The sequence below is a fragment of the Comamonas sp. JUb58 genome (assembly GCF_004364775.1).
GTDB lineage: Bacteria > Pseudomonadota > Gammaproteobacteria > Burkholderiales > Burkholderiaceae_C > Comamonas.
Genome location: NZ_SOAL01000022.1, coordinates 1 through 21,451, shown reverse-complemented (window position 1 = coordinate 21,451; position 21,451 = coordinate 1). Strand labels below are relative to the sequence as shown.

Sequence of the window (21,451 nt, the reverse complement as noted above, 5' to 3'; positions counted from 1 at the left end):
GCAACTGGTCTCGCTGCATATATTATTGGGTAGATCCAAGTTAGGAGCAGATGTTGTCTAAATTGCTGAATTTTTCCAAGAATATCGCGTTTGTGTCGTTATTAAAGTTTGGAATGTCGTCTTCTGTTTTTGCCTGCTAAATAACCGGATTGCAGCACGAGATAAAATTCAGCGTTGATGAATCTACTCTTGGGAAGAAAGAAGCTGTGGCTCTTGCTATATGGTTTGTACATCAAAGAGATGTCAGGTCTCATGATGAAATTGACATTGTGTCAATCTATCCAAAAAACAATAGAAAATTCGCTGATCTTTCTCAAGATCGAATGCAGAATATCTCTAAGATCATAGATGCCATGAACATCGAGAGAATTCCTCTGGTCTTGCATTCAGGTGAGGGTAAGCAGGCTGAAGATGGACTTGAAGGAAGCGTTTACCACGAGGTTCTGGTAATTATGTCTCCGTCATGTACCAGAGCCGGGAATTGTTGTGGCATCAGTGTGAACTAGATGGAGCGAGCTGTGCTGCTACCTAGATACGTACGCTTGCCAAACTGCATTCATTACGTCTTGCAACTGCCATCGTCTAAGATCGCCATAAAAGTGACCGTTGTGGTCTGGACTCTAAAATCAAGCATGGCCAAATCAACACTGCTGGCTTTGAAAAAATTGATCACGTCCTGTAATCGATTTTTTGGAGCCGTTACAACGACCCGGTTGACCTTGCGGTCGATGTGCGTGCTGGAAATATCAGGGTGGCTGCTGAACTTTCTTTTGACGACCTCGTTGTGGAACCTCTCCAACTCCACCTCGCTATATTTGACGCGCTCGATGCGGAGTTTTTTCAAAATGGCATCGTCTAAATAAACCTCGGATGTCAGACCGAGCACGAATTGCCCATCTTCGGCCAGCCACATTCCTGCATAGCTATCTCCCGCTGCTTGAAAAATAGCAGCGCATTGGCTTTGTGTGAGATAGATTGGCGCTTGTGCGTTGGCGGAGGTGTTGGTTCCAAGTAGCGAAAATCCGCAGGCGAGGAAAATCTTCATCATGCGGTTTCTCCCTGTAGATTTTCAGTGGAGGGATGAGTGCTGGCATTCTCGGCGTCCCCCTGCTGCCTCAACTTCTTCAACACCCAATGAATATGGCTACGCAGCGCATACAGCTCATCCGCATACGACAGCGGCACAGTAATCTTCTCGACCTTGCGGCTTAGCTCCAGCAGCTCTGCCTGGATGCTCGCCCTGTCGGGGTTGGGTTGTTCCATGTCGTGCTCGATGGCGCGCAGCTGGCCGTACCACTTGAACACACGGGAGCGCACGCGGAACTGGTAGAGGGGCGGCACGATGCGTGAGAGCGGCAGCATGAAGGCCAGCAAAACGCCCAGCACCAGCCACATGCGCTCGACCAGGTTGGCGAGCCAGAAGGGCAGGTAGCGCTGCAGCAAGGGGGCGGGTTCGTTGATGGCGCGTACGCCTTCGGGGGCGACGGCCAGTTCGCTGCTGCGGGTGTTGGGAAAGTCGCGTGCGCGGTTGAACCAACCCGCCTGGCTGTGGATGCCCTGCGAGGCCTGGGCGAAGAGCTGCTTGATGGCAGGGTGGGTGTCATCGCGGGCGAGCAGCGAGGTGGTGGAGGCCAGCAGGTGCACATTTTGCGGCGGCACATTGGCGGCGAGATCAACAATGCCGCGCGGCAGGGTGACGGGGCTCAGGAACTTGAACTTGCGGCCATAGGCCTCGTTCTGCGGAAAATCCATCAGCTGCACGCCGGGTGTTTTCAGCAGCATTTGCACCATTGGTGATTCGGGCGCGGAGACCAGCACCAGCGCATCGATCTTGCCGGCCAGAAACTCCACGGTCGCAGGCGTTTCGGCCAGGTGCGATACGCGCAGCTGGGCCAGGCTCAGGTGGTTGGCCTCCAGCAATTGGTTGAACAGATTGGGCACGCCGCTGCCGGCGGTGCCGACGTTGATGCGCCAGCCGGCGAGCTGGGTGAGGCTGTTCAGGTGGGGGCGCTTGGTCAGGCGCTGGGCCGAGTCGGTGCGGTAGAACAGCCAGACGGGCTCAACAAACAGCGCGCCCAGCGAGGTGAGGCTGTCCAGGTCGTTCTCGGTCAGCTCGGCGGTGCCGCCTTGCACAAAGGCCAGATCGACCTTGCCCTCGCGCAGCAGCTGCAGGTTGTCGAAAGAGCCTTCGCTGCCGACCAGGTCAACCCGGATCTTGTTCTTGGCCAGGGGCGTGCGGTACTGCTCGCCAAAACTGGCATAGGCGCTTTGGGCCGGGCCGGTGGCCAGTTTGACCTGCGAGGGCGGGTTGGGCTTGAGCCACCAGTAGGCGGCCACGATCAAGGCCACGGCCAGGATCACCAGCGGGCCGCCGGAGACCAGCGCATCGCGGATATTGAGCACCAGGGTGATCAGGGTTTGGCGCAGCCCGTAGGCTTTTTGGCGCATGGACGTGGAGCGGTCACCCATGGTGTGTGGCGGGCTGCCGGCGCAGCGCTGTTGGAATGGCGCTTACTGTAAATCAGCCGCGCTGGGCAGGTGCAAGGCCTTGTGGTTTTCTCCGGCATCGATTTGTAAACGATTGGCATGCAGCACCGCCTGCAAGGTGGCCTGGGCGACGGCCTCGGCAGCCATCGTGGCCAGCACCATCATGCCGGGGCTGCGCCCGGTAGCGCCCGTGCCCAGGCAGAACAAGGTGTCGCCGTCCGACATGGTGTGCACCGGGTTGATGGCGCGGGCCAGGCCGTCGTGGCCTACCGTCGCCAGGCGGTTGGCCTGGGCCTTGGTGATGGTCGCGTCGGTGGCGATCACGCCGATGGTGGTGTTGGTGCCTGCCAGCAGTGGCTGGGGTGGCTCGCCGCGCAGCAGCGCGCGGCGCGTGTCAATGAGCCCCAAGCCATCGCTGGTGCGCGCGCCGGCTACCACCTGGACGGTGTCCGGGTGCAGCACATCGCCCAGCGCATTGCAGGCAATGATGGCGCCCACGGTGACACCATCGACGGTGACCGACGCGGTGCCGATGCCGCCCTTCATCGCGCGCTGGATGCCAAAGATCTTGCCCACGGCTGCACCGGCCCCGGCGCCCACATTGCCTTGCGCGGGCATGGCGCTGCTGGCGGCCTGGCAGGCGGCATAGCCGGCCTGGGCATCGGGGCGGATGCGCATATCGCCCACCAGCACATCAAACAGCACGGCGGCAGGCACCAGTGGAATGCGGCCCACGGAGATATCGAGGCCTACGCCTTGCTCTTCCAGCCAGCGCATCGCGCCACTGGCCGCATCCAGGCCCCAGGCGCTACCGCCCGCCAGCATGATGGCGTGTACGCGCTCGACCAGGTTGGTGGGGTGGAGTAAGTCGGTTTCGCGCGTGCCGGGTGCAGCGCCGCGCACATCGACGCCGCCTACCGCCCCGGCCTTGGCCAGGATGGCCGTGCAGCCGGTGGGGCGGCGCGTGTCTGTGAAGTGGCCCACTTCGATGCCTTGCACCAAGGTGATGGAGCCGGCCGGAGCCATGGGGAGGGGGGAGGAGGACATGGCCCGATTGTGGGCCAACTGGGCTTGCAGCTGCAGCGGCAAAGACAGCGGGCTGTCAAGCAGGTGTCTGACAGCCCGCAAACATGGTTGGGCAGGAGTGCGAGCGCGTGCCGGTCAGGGGCGGATGACGATCTGCGGGCTGATGACAATCGCATCGGGGGTGCGGGGCGCCACCAGCACCGGGGCCGCATAGGCCGGCTGCGGCGCGTAGTAGGCGGCCGGGCGGTCATGGCAACGGCGCTTTTCCTTGTATTCGCCATTGCGCTTCCACTTGCGCTCCACCTTGCAGTTGCCGTCCCAGAACTGTTCCTTGTGTTCCTTGCGGTGGTGGTGGCGGTGGCCGCCGCCATGGGCCCAGCTGGCATCGGCCAGGCAGGAGAGCGCCAACGCAGTGAGCAAAGGGGTCAACAAACGGTTCATGGCAGGGGGTGGGGTGGTGAACGATGCTGGCAGCTTAGCGGAAAATCCTGTATCAAAAGATGAGCAATGGTTGCTTTGTACATCAGCTGTTGCGGCTGTTTTGATGGTGTAAATCTATGGCGATGGCTGCTGCGATTTTTCCATCTGTAAGCACCCGTTGCCGCGCTGGCGCCGGGTGCTGCGTCTCGTTAGGCGTTGACGGTGGTTTGCTGCTGCTCACCCAAGCCTTCAATACCCAGGCGCATGGTCTGCCCGGCCTTCAGGTAGACGGGCTGGGGCTTGATGCCCAGGCCCACGCCAGGAGGCGTGCCGGTCGAGATGATGTCGCCCGGCTGCAGGCTCATGCACTGGCTGACGTAGGCGACGATCTGGGCGACCGTGAAGATCATCGTCTTGGTGTTGCCGTTCTGGAAGCGCTTGCCATCCACATCCAGCCACATGGACAGGTTTTGTGGGTCTGGCACTTCATCGCGCGTCACCAGCCAGGGGCCGATGGGGCCAAAGGTGTCAAAGCCCTTGCCCTTGTCCCAGGTGCCACCGCGTTCGATTTGCCATTCGCGCTCAGACACATCATTGACCACGCAGTAGCCAGCCACATGCTCCAGCGCCTGGGCTTCGGTGATGTATTTGGCGGCCTTGCCGATGACCACGCCCAGCTCGACTTCCCAGTCGGTCTTGGTGGATCCACGGGGGATTTCGACCGCGTCATTGGGGCCGCAGATGGCGCTGGTCCATTTGTTGAAGATCACCGGCTCGGTGGGGATGGCGGCGCCCGATTCAGCGGCATGGTCGGCATAGTTGAGGCCGATGCAGATGAACTTGCCCACGCGCGCCACGCAAGGGCCGATGCGGGGCTGGCCTGGCACCGCTGGCAGGGTGCTGGGGTCGATTGCGCGCAGGCGGGCCAGGGCGGCATCGCCAAGCTCTGCGCCTTCAATATCGCTGAGCACGCCGGAGAGGTCGCGCAAGGTGTTGCTGCTGTCGAGCAGGCCGGGCTTTTCCTGGCCCACCGGGCCGTAACGCAGTAATTTCATGTCATCTCCAAAGGATCAAGGGCTGGCAGCCGCCAGTCTAGGCGCCTGCCCGCCAGGGTGCTGTCGCGCAGCGAAAAAATCTAGCTGGGGCGGCAGGCTCAGTTGGACCAGCCACCATCAATCACATGGGCCTGGCCCGTGGTGAAAGCTGCTTCGTCCGAGGCCAGATAGGCCACCAGTGCGGCAATCTCTTCGGGCTTGCCGACGCGGCCCATCGGCTGGCGGGCCACGAAGGCAGCGCGCACGGCGTCGACTGACAGGCCATCGTGCGCCGCCTGGGTGGCGATGCGCTGGCCCAGCGAGGGCGAATCGACGGTGCCCGGGCAGATGGCATTGCAGCGCACGCCCCGGGTGCAGTAATCGGCGGCGATGGACTTGGTCATGCCTATGACTGCCGCCTTGGAGGCGCTGTAGGCAAAGCGGTTGGGCACGCCCTTGATGCTGGAGGCGGCCGAGGACATATTGATGATGCTGCCCTGGCCTCGCTGCAGCATGCCCGGCAAAAAGGCGCGGATGCTGCGGTACATGGCTTTGACATTCAGGTCAAAGGCAAAGTCCCAGTCCTCTTCGCTGCATTCGAGCACGCTGCCGGCATGCACAAAGCCTGCGCAGTTGAAGAGGATGTCGATGGGTCCGAGCACCTCGGCCAGGGTCTGGATCTGGGTGCTGTCGCGCACATCGAGCTGGCGCGCATCCAGGCCGGAGCCTGCCAGCGGGCCGATGTGCAAGTCGGTGGCAATCACGCGGGCACCTTCGGCTGCCAGGCGCTCGGCGCTGGCGCGGCCAATGCCTTGCGCCGCTGCGGTCACCAGGGCCACCTTGCCTGCCAGGCGGCCGGTGGAGACGGAAGATTGGGTCATGGAGTCAGTCCTATTCATCAACTATCAACAGGCCCGGCTGCGCCGCAGGTCAGCGCAGCCGGGCGGGGGGAAAGCGCTGCGGGTTTAGAAGTGCCCGTCCTGGGCCAGCTTGGGCGGGCTGCCGGCGGCACTGGTTGCCGGGCTGGGGGCGGTTGCCGTTGTCTGTGGGCGGCGGCCATACTTGTGCGCCCACATGGCGGTGAGGATGGGCACCAGAATGGCGGTCAACAGGCAAGCCGTGGCGGTGATGGCCGTGGCCGAATCGGCCATGGACTTGAGCTCGGGCACCATGGTGCCAATGATTTGCGGATTGGCGACGGCAGCACCGGCCGTGGATGAGGCGGCCAGCCCGGCCGTGCCATTGCCGCCACCAATGAACTTGTCCGCCAGGATCAGCGGAATGCCGGTGACGATGATGACGGCCACGCCGACAAAGACGCCGGTAAAGCCGCTCTTGGCGATGACGCCCAGATCAATCGAGCAGCCCAGCGCAAAGCCGAAGGAGGGGATCAGCGGGTGCACGCAGCGGCCAAAGAACTCGCGCAGGTTGGCATCCAGGTTGCCCAGTGCAAAGCCGATCAGAAACGGCAGCACCGCGCCGGCAAATAAGCGCGGCTCAAACACCGCCACGCCGGTGGCGCCCAGGATCAGCATGCTGACCAGCGGGCCCGACTCGATGGAGGTGAGCACAAAGGCGCCTGCCTCCTCTTGCGTGCCGTACTGCTGCATCAGCGCGGCATAGAGGCCGCCATTGGTCATGTCCATCGCGGTGACCAGGGCCAGCACCGACAGGCCGGTGAACAACCCTGTCTGGATACCGCCTGCGGGAAGAAAACGCGTGGCCACCATGGCCACGACCCAGGCCACCAGAATTTTGGTCAGCACCAAGGTTCCGGATTTTTTCAGCACGATGCCCGTCGCCTTGAGGTTGATCGTCGCTCCCATGCAAAAGAACCAGACCGCCAGGATGGGCACGGTGCCGGTCATCAGCCCGTTGGTGAACGAGCCAAAGTACTTGCCGGCATCCGGTGCAAAGGTGTGCACGCAGGCGCCCAGCAGCAGGGGGATCAGCATGAGCCCGCCGGGCACACGCTCAATGGTTTTCTGGATTTCCATGTCTCGCTCCTCACACTTTGGTGATGAATTTGTTATCGCTTGTAGAGGTGTTGTCCGATGACTATCGAAGCAACCGGGACAGTGTTCCATAAATTCAAAATGGAAAAATAGCTGGTAAACCCTTTATCTATTTCTGTTCATAAAAATTTACGGAACATAGTTCCAGAAAATTAAGATTGTGTTCCAATGGTTGCCATATCTCTTGGCTGGCCGCTTCCTGGGCTGGCTGTTTTTGATCCCATCTATCCCCCGGTTTCATGTCCCATCCCTCCATCGCCCATGTGCCTGTTACGGCCCCATCCAGCCCTCGCCACCCTTTCGATCTGCAGGGCCGCGTGGCATTGGTGACGGGCTGCAATACCGGGATTGGCGCGGGCATTGCGGTGGCGCTGGCGCAAGCGGGGGCCGATATCGTCGGGCTCAATCGCAGCGATGCCAGCGAGACGGCCGCGCAGGTGCAGGAGCTGGGGCGCAGATTTGTGCCGGTACAGGCAGATCTGTCGCGTACGGAGGCGATGGCCGATGTCCTAGCCCAGGTGCTGGCAGCGGTGGGCCAGGTCGACATCCTGGTGAACAATGCCGGCATCATTCGCCGTGCGGATGCCTTGGACTTCAGCGAAGAGGACTGGGATGCGGTGATGAACACCAACCTCAAAAGCCTGTTCTTTCTGTCGCAGGCGGTGGCGCGCCATATGCTGGACTGCGCCGCGCAGCAGGGTGCGCAGTGGCGCGGCGGCAAGATCATCCATATCGCATCGCTGCTGTCTTTCCAGGGGGGCGTGCGTGTGCCTTCCTATACGGCAGCCAAGAGCGGTGTGCTGGGCCTCACGCGCCTGATGGCCAATGAATGGGCCGCCAAGGGCATCAATGTGAATGCGATTGCGCCGGGCTATATCGAGACCAACAACACCGAGGCGCTGCGCCAGGACGCCGGCCGCGCGGGCGAGATCCTGCAGCGCATCCCCGCCGGGCGCTGGGGGCAGCCAGCAGACCTGGGCGGTGCGGCGGTGTTTTTGGCCTCCAGCGCGGCCGATTATGTGAACGGCCATACCTTGGCTGTCGATGGCGGCTGGCTGGCCCGATAATCGAGCCCATCCACCACAGCCCAACACAGAAGGACGGACCGATGAGCGAGAGCCCCGCAGCCATGGACAAGACCGACACCGTCGCCGCGGTGGAGAAAGCCTTTGCCATTCTGGAATGCCTGGGCAACCAGCGCGATGTCAGCGTGACCGCGCTGGCCCAGCAGCTGTCGCTGTCCAAGTCCTCCGTGCACCGCCTGCTGCAAACCCTCAAGGCCCTGGGCTATGTGGCGCAGGATGGCGAATCGGAGCTGTACCGCGCCACCTTGCGGCTGTTTGAGCTGGGCGGTAAGGCGCTGGAGAACACCGACCTGGTGCGCGAGGCCGATGAGGAAATGCGCCGCCTGGGCGCGCTGACCCGCGAGACCATCCACCTGGGCGCGCTCGATGAAGACGCGATCATCTACATCCACAAGATCGAATCGGATTTTGGACTGCGCATGCAGTCGCGCATTGGCCGGCGCAAGCCCTTGCACAGCACCGCCATTGGCAAGGTGCTGCTGGCCTTTATGCCTGCCGAGCAGGCGCAGAGCCTTCTGTCGTCGCAGCCGCTCAAGCTGTTCACGCCCCGAACCTTGAGCTCCGTCGATGCTGTGATGGACATCCTGCCCCGCGTGCGCGCCCAAGAGGTGGCAGAGGACGACGAGGAGGCCGAACCCGGTCTGCGCTGCATCGCGGTGCCCGTGTTTGACCGCTTTGGCCATGTGATTGCCGCGCTGTCGGTGTCCTTTCCCATCATGCGCTGCGGCGCCGACACGCCGCACTACTACCGCAGCTTGCTGAAAACCGCCAGCGCGGCGATCTCGCAAAAAATGGGCTGGCATGCGCCGCACATTGCCAAAGATGCGAAAGATGCAGAAGGCGAGCCGATCAGCACAGGCGACGCGCCGCTTTAACGGTGTTGGCGCTGCTTGGGCGCATGGGCAGTACACACCAAGAGAAGAGTCCTTCACGCCATAGGTGGCCGCTGACTACTGCTGGATTGCGGACATTTCTGTCCGATATGTTCTGAATCTCGGCCTGATTGTCTTGCTGTGGCAATCGCTGCACCATGGCGGCTGATGTTTTTCACCCGCCAGCGGCCCTTGGCCTGTGCGGGTTTGTACAGGACCTTCGCGTAGCGCCATGGCAGATTCTTCTTCGCTCTCCTCCCACCTATCCCCCCATCCTGAATCCAGCTGCCCACCCCATAGCAGCGGCCTGCCGCTGGCATCGCTGCTGGCGCTGGCACTGGCGGGCTTTGTCACCATCCTGACGGAGGCCTTGCCGGCCGGATTGCTGCCGCAGATCAGCGCCGGGCTGGGGGTGTCGCAGTCCATGGCCGGCCAGCTGGTCAGCCTGTATGCGATTGGCTCCCTGGTGGCGGCGATACCGCTGACGGCGGCCACCCAGCGCATGCGCCGCAAGCCCTTGCTGCTGGCGGCGTTGGCGGGCTTTGTGCTGGCCAACAGCATCACCACGGTGTCGGGCAGCTATGCGCTCACCTTGCTGGCGCGCTTTGTGGCGGGGGTGGCGGCAGGCCTGCTCTGGGCCTTGCTGGCCGGCTATGCCACGCGCATGGTGCCGCCCCACCAAAGCGGGCGCGCCATTGCGATTGCGATGCTGGGCGCGCCGCTGGCGCTTTCGCTGGGCCTGCCGCTGGGCACCTGGATGGGCCAGCACCTGGGCTGGCGCCTGTGCTTTGCCAGCATGAGCGTGCTGGCGCTGCTGCTGATGGCCTGGGTGCAACTGCGCCTGCCCGATTTTGCCGGCCAGCCTGCTGGCCAGTCCTTTGGGTTGGGCCAGGTCTTCCGCCTGCCTGGGGTGCGGCCAGTGCTGCTGGTGGTGCTGGCCTATGTGCTGGCGCACAACCTGCTCTACACCTATATCGCGCCCCTGCTTGCGCCGGCAGATCTGGGCGCGCAGATCGACCGCGTGCTGCTGGTGTTTGGGCTGATGTCGGTGCTCAGCATCTGGATCACCGGCCTGCTGATTGACCGCCATCTGCGTGCGCTGAGCCTGGCGAGCACGGGCCTGTTCCTGTTGGGTGCTGTGTTGCTGGCCTTGGCGATGCAGTTGCCCGCTGCCGTCTACCTGGCGGTGGCCGTCTGGGGCCTGGGTTTTGGGGGGCTGCCGCCGTTGCTACAAACGGCCTTGGCCAAGAGTGCAGGGCCGGCAGCCGATGTGGCGCAGTCGATGCTGGTGACCTCATGGAACCTGGCCATTGCCGGGGGCGGCATGGCTGGTGGCGTATTGCTGGCGCAGTGGGGAGTAGCGGCTTTCTCACCAGCGGTGCTGCTGCTGATGCTGCTGAGCCTGGCGGTGGTGCTGCTGGCCAAACGCCATGGCTTTGCAGCGGCCCAGCCCTGACAGAGCAGACGTAGAAAAAGGCGCTGAGATAAGACTCTCAGCGCCTTTGCCTTAGGGCGTTAAATCAGCTTAGAAGCTGGCCGTCAAGGTGGCAAAGAAGCGGCGGCCGGGCAGGTAGAAATTGTTGCCCACATCGCGGTTGCCGCTGGCATTGCGGTCAAACAGGTTCTTCACGCCGGCGTTGATGCGCAGCGCCTTGTTGATGCGGTAGTTGGCTGCCAGGTCGTACAGCACATAGCTGTTCTGGATGCGCTGCTCGCCAAAGTTGGAGTTGTCGGCCAGGCGCTGGGCCAGGCCCATCTGCTTGCCCACCAGCTCGGCGCCCAGGCTCAGGCCCAAGGCGGAGTTGACCTGCCAATCCAGCACCGAGGATCCGCTCCACTTGGAGACGGTGGTCAGCGCCACGCCGGTGGTCTTGTTCTCGGCCTTGAGCATATGGGTCAGGCTGTTGTTCCAGGTGATGCTGCGGCTCAGCGGCACGCGCAGGTTGGCTTCCAGCCCGCGCGTGATGGCCGAGTCGATGTTCACATACTGGGCCCAGTAGTTGCTGCCGCCCGGCAGGTAGCCAATGCCTTGCGAATCGATCTTGTCCTTGAAGTCGGTGTTGAAGAAGGTCAGGCCCGCTTGCCAGCCTTCATGCTCCCAGGCTGCGCCAAACTCCCAGTTCTGCGAGGTCTCGGGCTTGAGGTCGGAATTGCCTCGGATGCTGCAACCGCCGCCGGTGTAGCCGGCAAAGCCGCAGCCCGCGCCTTGCGACTGGCTCACAAAGTTCTCGTTGGACTGGCGCAGGTTGGGCGCGCGGAAACCTTCGGAGTAGCCGCCACGCAGGGTCCAGGCAGCAGTCGGGTGGTAGACCAGGTAGGCGCGCGGGCTGATGTGCGAGCCGTAGTCGTCATGGCGGTCACCGCGCAGGCCCAGGGTCAGGGTCAGGTTGTCGCGCAGAAAGATCTGGTCTTCAACAAACAAGGCCTGCGACTTGGCCTGCTTGTAGCTGAGGCCGACCACACCCGCCTCATTGGCGACCGAGCCCACCGAGTTTGGGTTGTCCAGCTCCTGGCGCTGCCACTGCGCGCCCACGGTCAGCATCTGGTCAAAGCCTAATTTGAAGGGCATGGTCACCGAGCCGTCGAGGATCAGGTCCTCCGACACCGAATGCGTGTTGTAGGTCTGGGTCGCGGTGCCGCCGGGCACGGGCACAAACTGGCCGTTTTCAATCCGAGGCGCGGTCGTCTCGTTGCTGTACTTGCTGTGGCTGAGCGAGAGCTTGGACGTACCAAAGCTGTACTTGCCCTGGTGGGTCAGGCTGGTGTTTTCGCGCTCCATATTGGAGGGGCCGCGCGTGGTGGCCGCAGCCGCAAAGCCGCCCGGGTTGCTGGTCGAGGGCGAGGGGCCGCCCAGCGTCTTCCACTCGGCGCGCTGCACATCCAGGCTCAGCTTGTGGTTGTCGTTGATGTCCCAATCCAGGCGTGCACCCAGAGACTGGCGCTTAGCGCCTTCCCGCCCGCCGCCCCAGCGGAACGCCGTGGTGCCGTCTTCCAGGCCACTGTCGGCCTGGCGGTAGGTTTGCTGGCCATTCAGCTGCAGCTTGAAGCCCTTGCCCAGCGGGCCGCTGATGTTGAAGCCACCGCTGTAGTCATTGCCACGGATGGATTCGGGATTGATCTCGGCACCGGCAGACACCTGGCCGCCCCATTTGTCGCCGCCTTTCTTGGTGATGATGTTGATCACGCCACCCATCGCGTCCGAGCCGTAGAGCGAGGACATGGGGCCGCGCACCACTTCAATGCGCTCGATCGCTTCGGGCGCAATCCAGTTGAGCTCATTGCGGGTGTAGCGGTCAAAGGTCTCGCTGGAGCTGCCCACGCGCACGCCATCGACCAGGATCAAGGTGTACTGCTGCGGCAGACCACGAATCTGGATGCTGGTGCCGCCATCGGGCGTGGTGGCCTGCGTCAGGCCGGGCACGCGGCGCAGCACCTCGTTCAAATCAGTGGCAGGCACGCGCTCGATGTCTTCGGCGGTCAGCACCGTCAGGCTGGCGGGCGCGTCCTTGACAGCGGTGGCCGTGGCGGCTGCCGTCACGGTGATGGTGTCCAGCGTGGTGCTGGGCTCGGCACGGTCTTGCGCAGAAGCGGCCGACGCCAGGCACAGGCCTGCGGCCAGCGCAATGGGAAGAAGGGGGAATGAAGCAGCGGGATGGGACATGACAACAAACAATGGCGATAAGACGGCCTGCAGGCGGCGCAACCCTGGGTAAAGCCGGGCAGGCCAAAGGTATGCAGAGCGGAGCTGGCTGGTGTGGACGCGGCGCGGAGCCGACCACGTTGGCTGGGTGAGCAAATGAATTCGCAATCGGAATCATTTGCGACGCATGTGGCTGGTGTTTGCCTGTTTGTGTCAGTTTGTGACTGTTTAGCCTACTATTGGGAGCGCAGAGTCATGTGAACTGAATGTGAGTCTACTCGGCAGTTTTCGGGTGACCGTTGATCCTACTAATGGTGAATAGCGCGCCAGTTGACTGTTGTGCAGTCCAACATTGGGCAATAGTCGAAATATGGAGGCCTGAATTTAGTTGGTGTAACTATGTTCGCAATATATTAATAATAAGTGCGAATATTTATTCAATTTGTGGGTGGGGTGGCGGTGTTTTGTTAAAACTCGTTTCATTAACAATTCCAATAAATGGAATTGTTAGAAGCTCTGATACAAATACCTCCAAGGGAGCAGCAGCGTTTCCTACCGCTTGGACAGTTGGGTATGGAATATTTCCGTGCACCAAGTTGCTTCGTAATCTATAAACATAAGTGAAGAAATCTGGTGCACTTAGATCATCATATCGACGGTTATTGAGGCGATCTTCCGCTAATCGACGACCTGCTTGATTTATGGATTCCTTTTTTAGCGACCTAATTGCTCCAAGCATCGACTCACGCTCCTCTTTAGAGATTTCTGCTTTCTTCGTAGCTGCCATGAGCCAATCGACATGAGCTTGACATTCAGGCGATCGAGTTGTTGGCTCAATCATCGCTTCCAGCGCCATTACAAGTAGTAAAAAACGGCCTTCTGCTGTGGTCTGAAAAAGGGATGCATTAAATAGTCCGAATGCTAGGCGATCACGTTCGGTAAGGGTCGGAATTGCCTTTTTTGCTGCTTCGAAAGACTGTCGGAATTTTTCCTTATTTACACCTCGCTGCATACTCATCTCTGTAAGAGCGAATAATGGTTTGGGTTCGGTAAGGAATACCATTAGGCCATGAGTATCATTCAATACTCGCTGGCCATGCGATTGTTCTAAATATTTAATTCCCTCGTTGGTAAAAATACCTCTTGCGGCTCTATCGCCAAAGTCTGCCCCAATGCGCACGCTTGCAAATGCAATCATGAGTATAGTTTCATAAGCCTTTCCGGCGTTTTCTGCATCTACTTGACTTAAGTAGCCTTTGCCCGTAAGTGAAATATATTGTTTTTGATTGAGTGATTGATTCCGGGATGGGATTTTCAATGATATAAGGGGAGTGTTTGGCTCGTTAACTAGAAGAATTTCTGATTCATCTGCTGAAATGTAGTCGCTGGGAGATTGGATAATTCTTATGCGAAATGAATAGCTGTTGATCATTTGTTAATTCTCGTTAAATGGCTAATTATTGATTGTGCATTATCAATCGAATTTTAATAATTTTATTTGAAAATTATAATTTTTGGATTTTTAAAGTGCCGTGAAAATTATCCCGATTCCAATGATGCTTGAGAGGTCTGAAATACACAATGTATCAAAGAAATAAGACTTTGTAGACGCTAGCCCCAGGAGTAAAATCCTTTTCGCTGGGTATGCGGCAAAATTGTTAATAGGGTTGACGATGCAATGTGCCACCTCAAGATTGATGTGGATGATTTTGTCTACATATGAAAATTGCTTGTGATGCCCTAATTCACAGATATGTGCGCCAAAGGCTCATCCATTGGCGAATATAAAGCCATAGAAATTACATGTCCCATAAAGCCATAGAAATTACATGTCCCAGTGGGAGGAAAGTGTCGTGTGTTATCTTTGTTTCCCCGAAAACCATATCTCTGATTCACAGTGCTGCTTCTGACTGTTTTGCATGTACTCTCGAAGTGCATGCTTATTCGCAAGAAGTGATAATTGCGAAAACAAGCATACGGACCACTCGTCAGCAGCATTATTGGGAAAATAGTGAATTCATAGTATTTACTTCTAGGAATTTGAATTTGAGATAGAGAAAATTTGCGAAGCGATGTTCATTTTTTACTTGTCCATGATTTGCCGGCTTGCACTTCATTCGATCAGAATTTCAGATTCGGTGAAAGCTCAGCCTTTGCCTCGATAAGTTAGATAGTAGCCAAACCGAGCAACTGTAGCTTGTATTCGGCAACTAGTCGCGAGTCTTCGTTATTGTTGTGCAATAAATAAGTGTTGCTTAGTATGCAAGATACCAGCCCACAAAATTGACGCCGAACAGATAGCATGGGGCATGGTGTTTCCTGCAGCGGAGATGAAGATTTTCTGAGATCTGGTCCTCCGCTATGGCTTATGTAAAAATTGCAGATAGTCCAACATTTTTTTGAACCGCTTCTCGAAAATGTGCCGATGGGGATTTTGGTCTGAGCCTTATCGCCAAAACTATTGCTTTGCAGGGCTAGGAATCGCAAGTGAGTGAGGCACCATAGCTGTAGCCCAGCAGCAGCGTATGCATGGCGTTGCCAAACGAATCTCCCAATGGGTAAAGGCAACTGTCTGGGTCCGTGAAGACGAAATACCGCCCCTGGTCGTTGACAAATAAGACCATGTGGTCGTGGTGTGCAGTTGCGAAGGCGGCGCAATTGCCGACCTGAAGGCGCCACGGTGAGGCCACAACGCTGACGGTGGGGCGGAGCTGGAAATAGAAACTGATATCGCTTTTGGCTTGCTCTGCCCCAGAGCCAACTTCACCGACATGAAGACCTGCGAACTGTTGAAGTATTGCGGCTGCTAGCCCCGCTGCGCTTGCATGGTCGAGGTCCGCAGACTTGGATGCGGGATGCGGCTGCCATCCTGCAGCGAGGAAGAGCTGCTGAATGGATGGAGGGAGGCTGAGCATATGGCGGGGGAGCGATTTTGGGGTGCTGTTGAGCGCAAGCTCAGCCAGCGTCGGCTTGAAGCAGTTTTATGATTTCCTGATGGCCATGAATGGCTGCAGTTTGAATCGGCGTTGCACCGTCATCATTTTTGGCATGGGCCGAAGCGCCACGCTCCAGCAGTAGCCGGACCGCATCGATATGGCCTTGCTCCACCGCTTCATGCAAGGGGCGATAACCGTGCTCACCGGGGCTGTCGATATTGGCTCCCGCGTCCAGCACTGCGGCGATGGCTTCAATATCACCTTGGGTGGCCGCTACGTGCAGTGGTGTGGAGTTCCAGTTACCACGGGTGTGCACACCAATGCCTGCCATGCCAATGAATTCTGGTAAGGAGGCAATTTTCTCCAAGAAATTTTCAAGTACGGAGTCGTTCACGGTATTCAATGCGCGGCGAAAAATAGTCTGGGCTTGAAACTGGGGCAGTTTAGCGGCTGGCATTGGCTCTATGGACTGTTTCACAAATGCCTTGAAATCCGGCGTCCAGATGTATTCAAGCAGGCAACTCAATCACCGCCCTCAGCCCACCCTCGCTGCGGTTATGCAGCTTCAACTCGCCCCCATGCGCCCGTACACATGAGCGCGCAATCGCCAGCCCCAATCCAAAACCACCAGTCTCACCATTGCGGGCGACCTCCAGCCGGCTAAAGGGCTGAAAGGCCTGCTCCATGTCCTGCGGGGCAATGCCGGGGCCTTCGTCTTCGATTTCCATGCGCACGGTGCCGGGGGTGCCCGGGTCTGCGGCGTCCGGCACGGTCAACCGGACTTGCACACGGCCGTAGCGCGCGGCGTTGTCGATCAGGTTGGCGAGGGCACGCTTGAGGTGGGCGGGGCGGCAGCGGTAGCTGATGCTGTCTGGCGGGCTCCAGTCCACCTGGCGGCCAAGGGTACGCTGCTGCTCGACCACTTCGCCGACCAGCGCATCCAGATCCACCGGCTGGGTGGTTTCGCGCATCGCGTCGTCCTGGGCAAAGTGCAGGATTTCTTCGACCATGCTGTGCATCTCGTTGATGGTGATCACCATCGCCTGGCGCAGCTCGTCGTCGTCCACCAGCTCGGCGCGGATGCGCAGCGAGGTGAGGGGGGTGCGCAGGTCGTGGCCGATGGCGGCGACCATGCGGGTGCGGTCGTTCACGACGCCGAGCAGGCGGTCCTGCATCTCGTTGAAGGCCTCGATGATTTCGCGCACGCCTTCGGGGCCGGACAGCGGCAGGTGGGCGGAGCGTTCGCCCCGGCTGATGCGCTGGGCCGCGTCGGTGAGCATGCGCAGCGGCTGCATGATGCGCCGGCCAAACAGCACCGCAATGACGATGATGGGCAGCATGCCCACGGGGATGGAGAAGCTCAGCACCCGGCTCCAGTGGCTGAGCAGCATGGTGGGCAGGTGCCAGCTGCTGAGCCACTGGCCATCGGGCAGGCGCACATCGACATGCAGCATCCAGTTGCCATCTTCCTCAAAGGCCGGGCTCAGCAGCGCGAGGATGTCCTGGTCCACATCGCCGGCCTGGCTGGCGGCCAGGGGCGAGCGCATGCGCAGATGGATGCGCACAGGCGGGTCAGCAGCGTTGGCGCCGGCATCCAGACCCAGGCGCTCCTGCAGCCTGGCGGTGAGCTTGGCTTCCTGCTCGGTGACGGGCTGGCCGTCGTCAAAAGGGCGTGGGCGGATGCGGAACTGCGAATCAGGCAGGCTGATGCTTTGCACCAGGCGCTGGGCGGATTCGGGGCTGCTCTCCAGTGCGCGGTAGGCGGCGGCCACCCGGGTCTCGATGGTGTGGGCCGACAGCGGGTGCACAACATCGCTGTCCTGGCGCAGCCAGGTCAGCAGCAAGACGGCGACCAGGTGGGCGACGATCAGGGCCAGCAGCAACAGGGCCAGCAACTGGCCGGCTAAGGTGCGCGGCAGCAGCTTCATGGAGCGAGGCTGATGTTTCTGGCGGCCAGCAGGTAGCCGTCGCCGCGCACGGTCTTGAGCATGCGCGGCTGGCGCGGGTCGGATTCGAGCTTTTTGCGCAGGCGGCTGATCTGGGTGTCGATGCTGCGGTCAAAAAATGCGTCGCCCTCGCGCTGGGTCAGGTCCATCAGCTGCTGGCGGCTCAGCACGCGGTTGGGGTTCTCCAACAGTGCGCGCAGCAGGTGAAACTCGGCCGTGGTCAGCGGCACGGGGCTGAGGTTGGGGTCCTGCAGTTCGCGGGTGGTCAGGTCAAAGGACCAGCCTTCAAAGCGGTAGCGCTTTTCTGCTGATACGTCGGCGGCGGGTGCCGCCTGCGCTGCATCGTCTGCCCGGCGGCGGGCACCGCGCCGCAGCACGCTGCGGACCCGGGCCACCAGCTCGCGCGGGTCAAAGGGCTTGAGCACATAGTCGTCGGCGCCAATCTCCAGGCCCGCCACCCGGTCGGCCTGGTCGGTCATCGCGGTCAGCAGGATAACGGGGGTGCCGATGTGTTCGGCCACAAAGCCGCACAGCGACAGACCGTCTTCGCCGGGCAGCATGACGTCCAGAATGACCAAGTCATAGCTGCGCTCCTTCAGCAGCTGCCGCATGGCCAGCCCATCGCAGGCGGTGTCGACATCGAAGTCATAGCGGCGCATGAAGGTGGCAAGAGGGTCGCGGATGCTCTGGTGGTCATCGACGATCAGGATGCTGCGTCGCACATTCATGGAAATTCGGGCATTGGCAAATGAGATTACTTCTTATTATCACCGGCCATCCGCCAGTGGGAGCAGTGCATGGTCAATCCCGCACCTTGCCGCGCTGGGCTTTGACATTGGCGCGCAGGCTCTTGCTTTGCAGGCGGCGCTGCTGCGAGCCCCAGGTGGGTTTGGTGGCGCGGCGCTTGCGCGGCTCCACCGCCACGCTGGCCACCAGGGCGTTGAGGCGCTCCAGCGCATCCCAGAGGTTTTGCTCCTGGGTGCGGTAGCTCTGGGCCTTGATGACGACCACGCCCTCCTGGGTGATGCGCGAATCGGCCAGGGCCAGCAACCGCGTTTGCACGGGCTCGGGCAGGCGCGAGGCACGCACATCAAAGCGCAGGTGGATGGCGCAGCTGACCTTGTTCACGTTCTGCCCGCCGGGCCCCTGGGCGCGGATGGCCGTCCACTGCACATCGGCTTCATGCAGGGTGAGGGCGGAGGGCAGGGGCGTGGTCATGTCAGGAGGCGTATCGCGTTGAAAGAAACGGTAAAGCGTTGGGGGAGGCTTGGCTGGGGTTTCACAGGGCTGTCGTGCAGCGCTGGCATAACCGTTGCTTGGATCCCCAGCCTTGTATTTTGCGGCAGCTGCCCGGGAAGCCTCAACAAATCGCTGGGCCAACTCTTGTATAAGACTTAAAAAGCAGCGACAATCCTTGGCGTTGAATTCCGTATTGTGATATTGCATTGCAGCATTTGAGGAGCAGGCTTCCCAACGGCAGGCGAGCAGTCCATCATGAGGGAGTTTACGCGGGCGCGCCCTGAGCCGTGGAGACAGGCCAAGGCGCGACGCACATCAGAACTTTTGCCACTTGAAAGACCAGATGACTACCCAGCAACCCACCATCATCTACACCCTGACCGACGAAGCGCCTCGTCTGGCGACCGCAGCGTTCCTGCCCGTAGTTCGCAGCTTTGCGAGCGCCGCTGGCATCAATGTGGCCGAGAGTGATATTTCGCTGGCAGCCCGTATTCTGGGTGAATTCCCCGAGTTTCTGACCGAAGCACAGCGCGTGCCCAACAACCTGGCCGACCTGGGAAAGCTGACCCTGACGCCGGATGCCAACATCATCAAGCTGCCCAACATCTCCGCATCGGTGGGCCAGCTGCAAGAAGCGATCAAGGAACTGCAAGACCACGGCTACAAGCTGCCTGACTACCCAGACAGCCCTGCCAGTGACGCAGAAAAAGACATCAAGGCCCGCTACAGCAAGTGCATCGGCTCGGCCGTGAACCCCGTGCTGCGCGAAGGCAACTCGGACCGCCGCGCACCGCTGGCCGTGAAGAACTACGCCAAGAAGCACCCCCATTCGATGGGCGAGTGGAAGCAGTGGTCGCAAACCCATGTGTCGCACATGGAAGAGGGCGACTTCTACCACGGCGAAAAGTCCATGACCCTGGACAAGGCCCGCGAAGTGAAGATGGTGCTGGAGACCAAGTCCGGCAAGACCGTGGTGCTCAAGGACAAGGTCAAGCTGCAGGACGCCGAAGTGGTCGATTCGATGTTCATGAGCAAGAAGGCCCTGCTGGCTTTCTACGAAAAGGAAATCGAAGACTGCAAGCAGTCGGGCATCCTGTTCTCGCTGCACGTCAAGGCCACGATGATGAAGGTGTCCCACCCCATCGTGTTCGGCCACTGTGTGCGCATTTTCTACAAAGAAGCGTTCGAGAAGCACGGCAAGCTGTTCGAGCAGCTGGGCGTGAACGTGAACAACGGCATGGCCAATCTGTACGAAAAGATTGAAACCCTGCCTGCATCGCAACGCGAAGAAATCATCCGCGACCTGCACAAGTGCCAGGAAGGCCGCCCCGCGCTGGCCATGGTGGACTCTGCCAAGGGCATCACCAACTTCCATTCGCCCAACGACGTGATCGTGGACGCATCGATGCCCGCGATGATCCGCGCTGGCGGCAAGATGTGGGGCGCCGATGGCAAGCCTTACGACTGCAAGGCCGTGATGCCTGAGTCGACCTTTGCCCGCATCTACCAGGAAGTGATCAACTTCTGCAAGTGGCATGGCAACTTCGACCCCAAGACCATGGGCACCGTGCCCAACGTGGGCCTGATGGCGCAAAAGGCCGAAGAGTACGGCTCGCACGACAAGACCTTTGAGATCAGCGAAGACGGCGTGGCCAACATCGTCGACATCGCCACCGGCGAAGTGCTGATGAGCCAGAACGTGGAGCAGGGCGACATCTGGCGCATGTGCCAGGTCAAGGATGCGCCTATCCGCGACTGGGTCAAGCTGGCCGTCACCCGCGCCCGCAACTCCGGCATGCCTGCCGTGTTCTGGCTGGATCCGTACCGCCCACACGAAGCCGAGCTGATCAAGAAGGTACAAACCTACCTGAAGGACCACGACACCAACGGCCTGGACATCCACATCCTGTCGCAAGTGCGCGCGATGCGCTTCACCCTGGAGCGTGCAGCCCGTGGCCTGGACACCATCTCGGTGACCGGCAACATCCTGCGTGACTACCTGACCGACCTGTTCCCGATCCTGGAGCTGGGCACCTCGGCCAAGATGCTGTCGGTGGTGCCACTGATGCAAGGCGGCGGTCTGTACGAAACCGGCGCTGGCGGCTCGGCCCCCAAGCACGTTGAGCAGCTGGTGGAGGAAAACCACCTGCGCTGGGATTCGCTGGGCGAGTTCCTGGCGCTGGCCGTGTCCTTCGAAGAGCTGGGCATCAAGAACAACAACGAGCGCGCCAAGCTGCTGGCCCAGACCCTGGACCAGGCCACCGGCAAGCTGTTGGACGAGAACAAGTCGCCATCGCGCCGCACCGGTGAGCTGGACAACCGTGGCTCGCAGTTCTACATCGCCCTGTACTGGGCCCAGGCCCTGGCCGCCCAAACCACCGATGCCGAACTGGCCGCCAAGTTTGCGCCACTGGCCAAGAGCCTGAGCGAGAACGAAGCCAAGATTGTTGGCGAGCTGAAGGACGTGCAAGGCAAGCCTGCCGACATCGGCGGCTACTACCAGCCTGACGTTGCCAAGCTGGACGCCGTGATGCGCCCCAGCAGCACCTTCAACGCAGCGGTGGATGCACTGGCCTGATAGGGCCCTGGCCTGGCCTGGGCTGGCTGATGCCGCCCGGGTTGTGATCCTCCAAGTAAAACCGGCAGTCCCGTGTGGACTGCACCCCAAAAGTTGGACACCAGTCCAACCTTTGGGGTGTTTTTCATGACGAAATACGATGAGAGCTTCAAGCTCAAGATGGTCCAGAAGTA

The 21,451-nt window shown here is 60.3% G+C and carries 17 protein-coding genes; 4 read left to right on the top strand and 13 right to left on the bottom strand.

The features are described 5' to 3' along the window. Positions 1–559: 559 nt before the first annotated feature. The 7 genes from EDF71_RS20695 to kdgT form a co-directional block, all read right to left on the bottom strand. A complete protein-coding gene (locus EDF71_RS20695) occupies positions 560–1,048 on the bottom strand; it encodes a hypothetical protein (protein ID WP_133858438.1) in 489 nt (162 codons plus the stop codon). Next, positions 1,045–2,469, bottom strand: coding sequence for a TAXI family TRAP transporter solute-binding subunit (locus EDF71_RS20690; protein ID WP_243854379.1), 1,425 nt, complete (start codon positions 2,467–2,469; stop codon positions 1,045–1,047). The genes EDF71_RS20695 and EDF71_RS20690 overlap by 4 nt, the downstream gene beginning before the upstream one ends. A gap of 42 nt (positions 2,470–2,511) precedes the next feature. Then, the gene (locus EDF71_RS20685) at positions 2,512–3,534 is read right to left on the bottom strand and encodes a P1 family peptidase (RefSeq protein ID WP_243854378.1); all 1,023 of its coding nucleotides are present in this window, start codon (positions 3,532–3,534) and stop codon (positions 2,512–2,514) included. Positions 3,535–3,648: 114 nt separating this feature from the next. Then, positions 3,649–3,954: a hypothetical protein gene (locus EDF71_RS20680; protein ID WP_133858436.1), complete on the bottom strand. Its 306-nt coding sequence runs from the start codon at positions 3,952–3,954 to the stop codon at positions 3,649–3,651. Positions 3,955–4,142: 188 nt separating this feature from the next. Next, entirely contained in the window at positions 4,143–4,988 is an 846-nt protein-coding gene (locus EDF71_RS20675; protein WP_133858435.1) for an ureidoglycolate lyase, read from the bottom strand. Positions 4,989–5,086: 98 nt separating this feature from the next. After that, positions 5,087–5,848 (bottom strand): SDR family oxidoreductase, encoded by a 762-nt coding sequence (locus EDF71_RS20670; protein WP_133858434.1) that lies wholly within the window; start codon positions 5,846–5,848, stop codon positions 5,087–5,089. Positions 5,849–5,932: 84 nt separating this feature from the next. Next, positions 5,933–6,964, bottom strand: coding sequence for a 2-keto-3-deoxygluconate transporter (gene kdgT / locus EDF71_RS20665; RefSeq protein ID WP_133858433.1), 1,032 nt, complete (start codon positions 6,962–6,964; stop codon positions 5,933–5,935). A 257-nt stretch (positions 6,965–7,221) separates the two neighbouring features. On the opposite strand from kdgT, the gene kduD reads away from it, so the two are divergent. From kduD to EDF71_RS20650, 3 genes are all read left to right on the top strand, one after another. Beyond that, on the top strand, positions 7,222–8,049 hold the full coding sequence (gene kduD / locus EDF71_RS20660; protein WP_133858432.1) for a 2-dehydro-3-deoxy-D-gluconate 5-dehydrogenase KduD: 828 nt from the start codon (positions 7,222–7,224) through the stop codon (positions 8,047–8,049). 41 nt (positions 8,050–8,090) lie between these two features. Next, entirely contained in the window at positions 8,091–8,942 is an 852-nt protein-coding gene (kdgR, locus tag EDF71_RS20655) for a DNA-binding transcriptional regulator KdgR (protein ID WP_133858431.1), read from the top strand. Between the two features lie 229 nt (positions 8,943–9,171). Then, on the top strand, positions 9,172–10,395 hold the full coding sequence (locus tag EDF71_RS20650) for an MFS transporter (protein ID WP_133858430.1): 1,224 nt from the start codon (positions 9,172–9,174) through the stop codon (positions 10,393–10,395). A gap of 69 nt (positions 10,396–10,464) precedes the next feature. On the opposite strand, the gene EDF71_RS20645 is transcribed toward EDF71_RS20650, so the two are convergent. The 6 genes from EDF71_RS20645 to arfB form a co-directional block, all read right to left on the bottom strand. Continuing rightward, positions 10,465–12,600 carry a TonB-dependent receptor gene (locus tag EDF71_RS20645; RefSeq protein ID WP_133858429.1) on the bottom strand — a complete coding sequence of 712 codons (2,136 nt, stop codon included), beginning with the start codon at positions 12,598–12,600 and terminating at the stop codon, positions 10,465–10,467. A gap of 412 nt (positions 12,601–13,012) precedes the next feature. Further along, positions 13,013–14,011 carry a hypothetical protein gene (locus EDF71_RS20640; RefSeq protein WP_133858428.1) on the bottom strand — a complete coding sequence of 333 codons (999 nt, stop codon included), beginning with the start codon at positions 14,009–14,011 and terminating at the stop codon, positions 13,013–13,015. A 1,523-nt stretch (positions 14,012–15,534) separates the two neighbouring features. Further along, complete coding sequence (locus tag EDF71_RS20630) at positions 15,535–16,041, bottom strand: ankyrin repeat domain-containing protein (RefSeq protein ID WP_133858426.1); 507 nt, start codon at positions 16,039–16,041, stop codon at positions 15,535–15,537. Next, positions 16,025–17,443 (bottom strand): ATP-binding protein, encoded by a 1,419-nt coding sequence (locus EDF71_RS20625; RefSeq protein WP_133858425.1) that lies wholly within the window; start codon positions 17,441–17,443, stop codon positions 16,025–16,027. Before EDF71_RS20625 ends, EDF71_RS20630 begins: the two co-directional genes overlap by 17 nt. Further along, positions 17,440–18,189 (bottom strand): response regulator transcription factor, encoded by a 750-nt coding sequence (locus EDF71_RS20620; RefSeq protein WP_133858424.1) that lies wholly within the window; start codon positions 18,187–18,189, stop codon positions 17,440–17,442. Before EDF71_RS20620 ends, EDF71_RS20625 begins: the two co-directional genes overlap by 4 nt. Before the next feature lie 73 nt (positions 18,190–18,262). Further along, complete coding sequence (gene arfB, locus EDF71_RS20615) at positions 18,263–18,679, bottom strand: alternative ribosome rescue aminoacyl-tRNA hydrolase ArfB (RefSeq protein WP_133858423.1); 417 nt, start codon at positions 18,677–18,679, stop codon at positions 18,263–18,265. A gap of 364 nt (positions 18,680–19,043) precedes the next feature. Between arfB and EDF71_RS20610 the strand changes: the two genes are divergently transcribed. Next, complete coding sequence (locus EDF71_RS20610; protein ID WP_133858422.1) at positions 19,044–21,278, top strand: NADP-dependent isocitrate dehydrogenase; 2,235 nt, start codon at positions 19,044–19,046, stop codon at positions 21,276–21,278. Positions 21,279–21,451 lie beyond the last annotated feature (173 nt).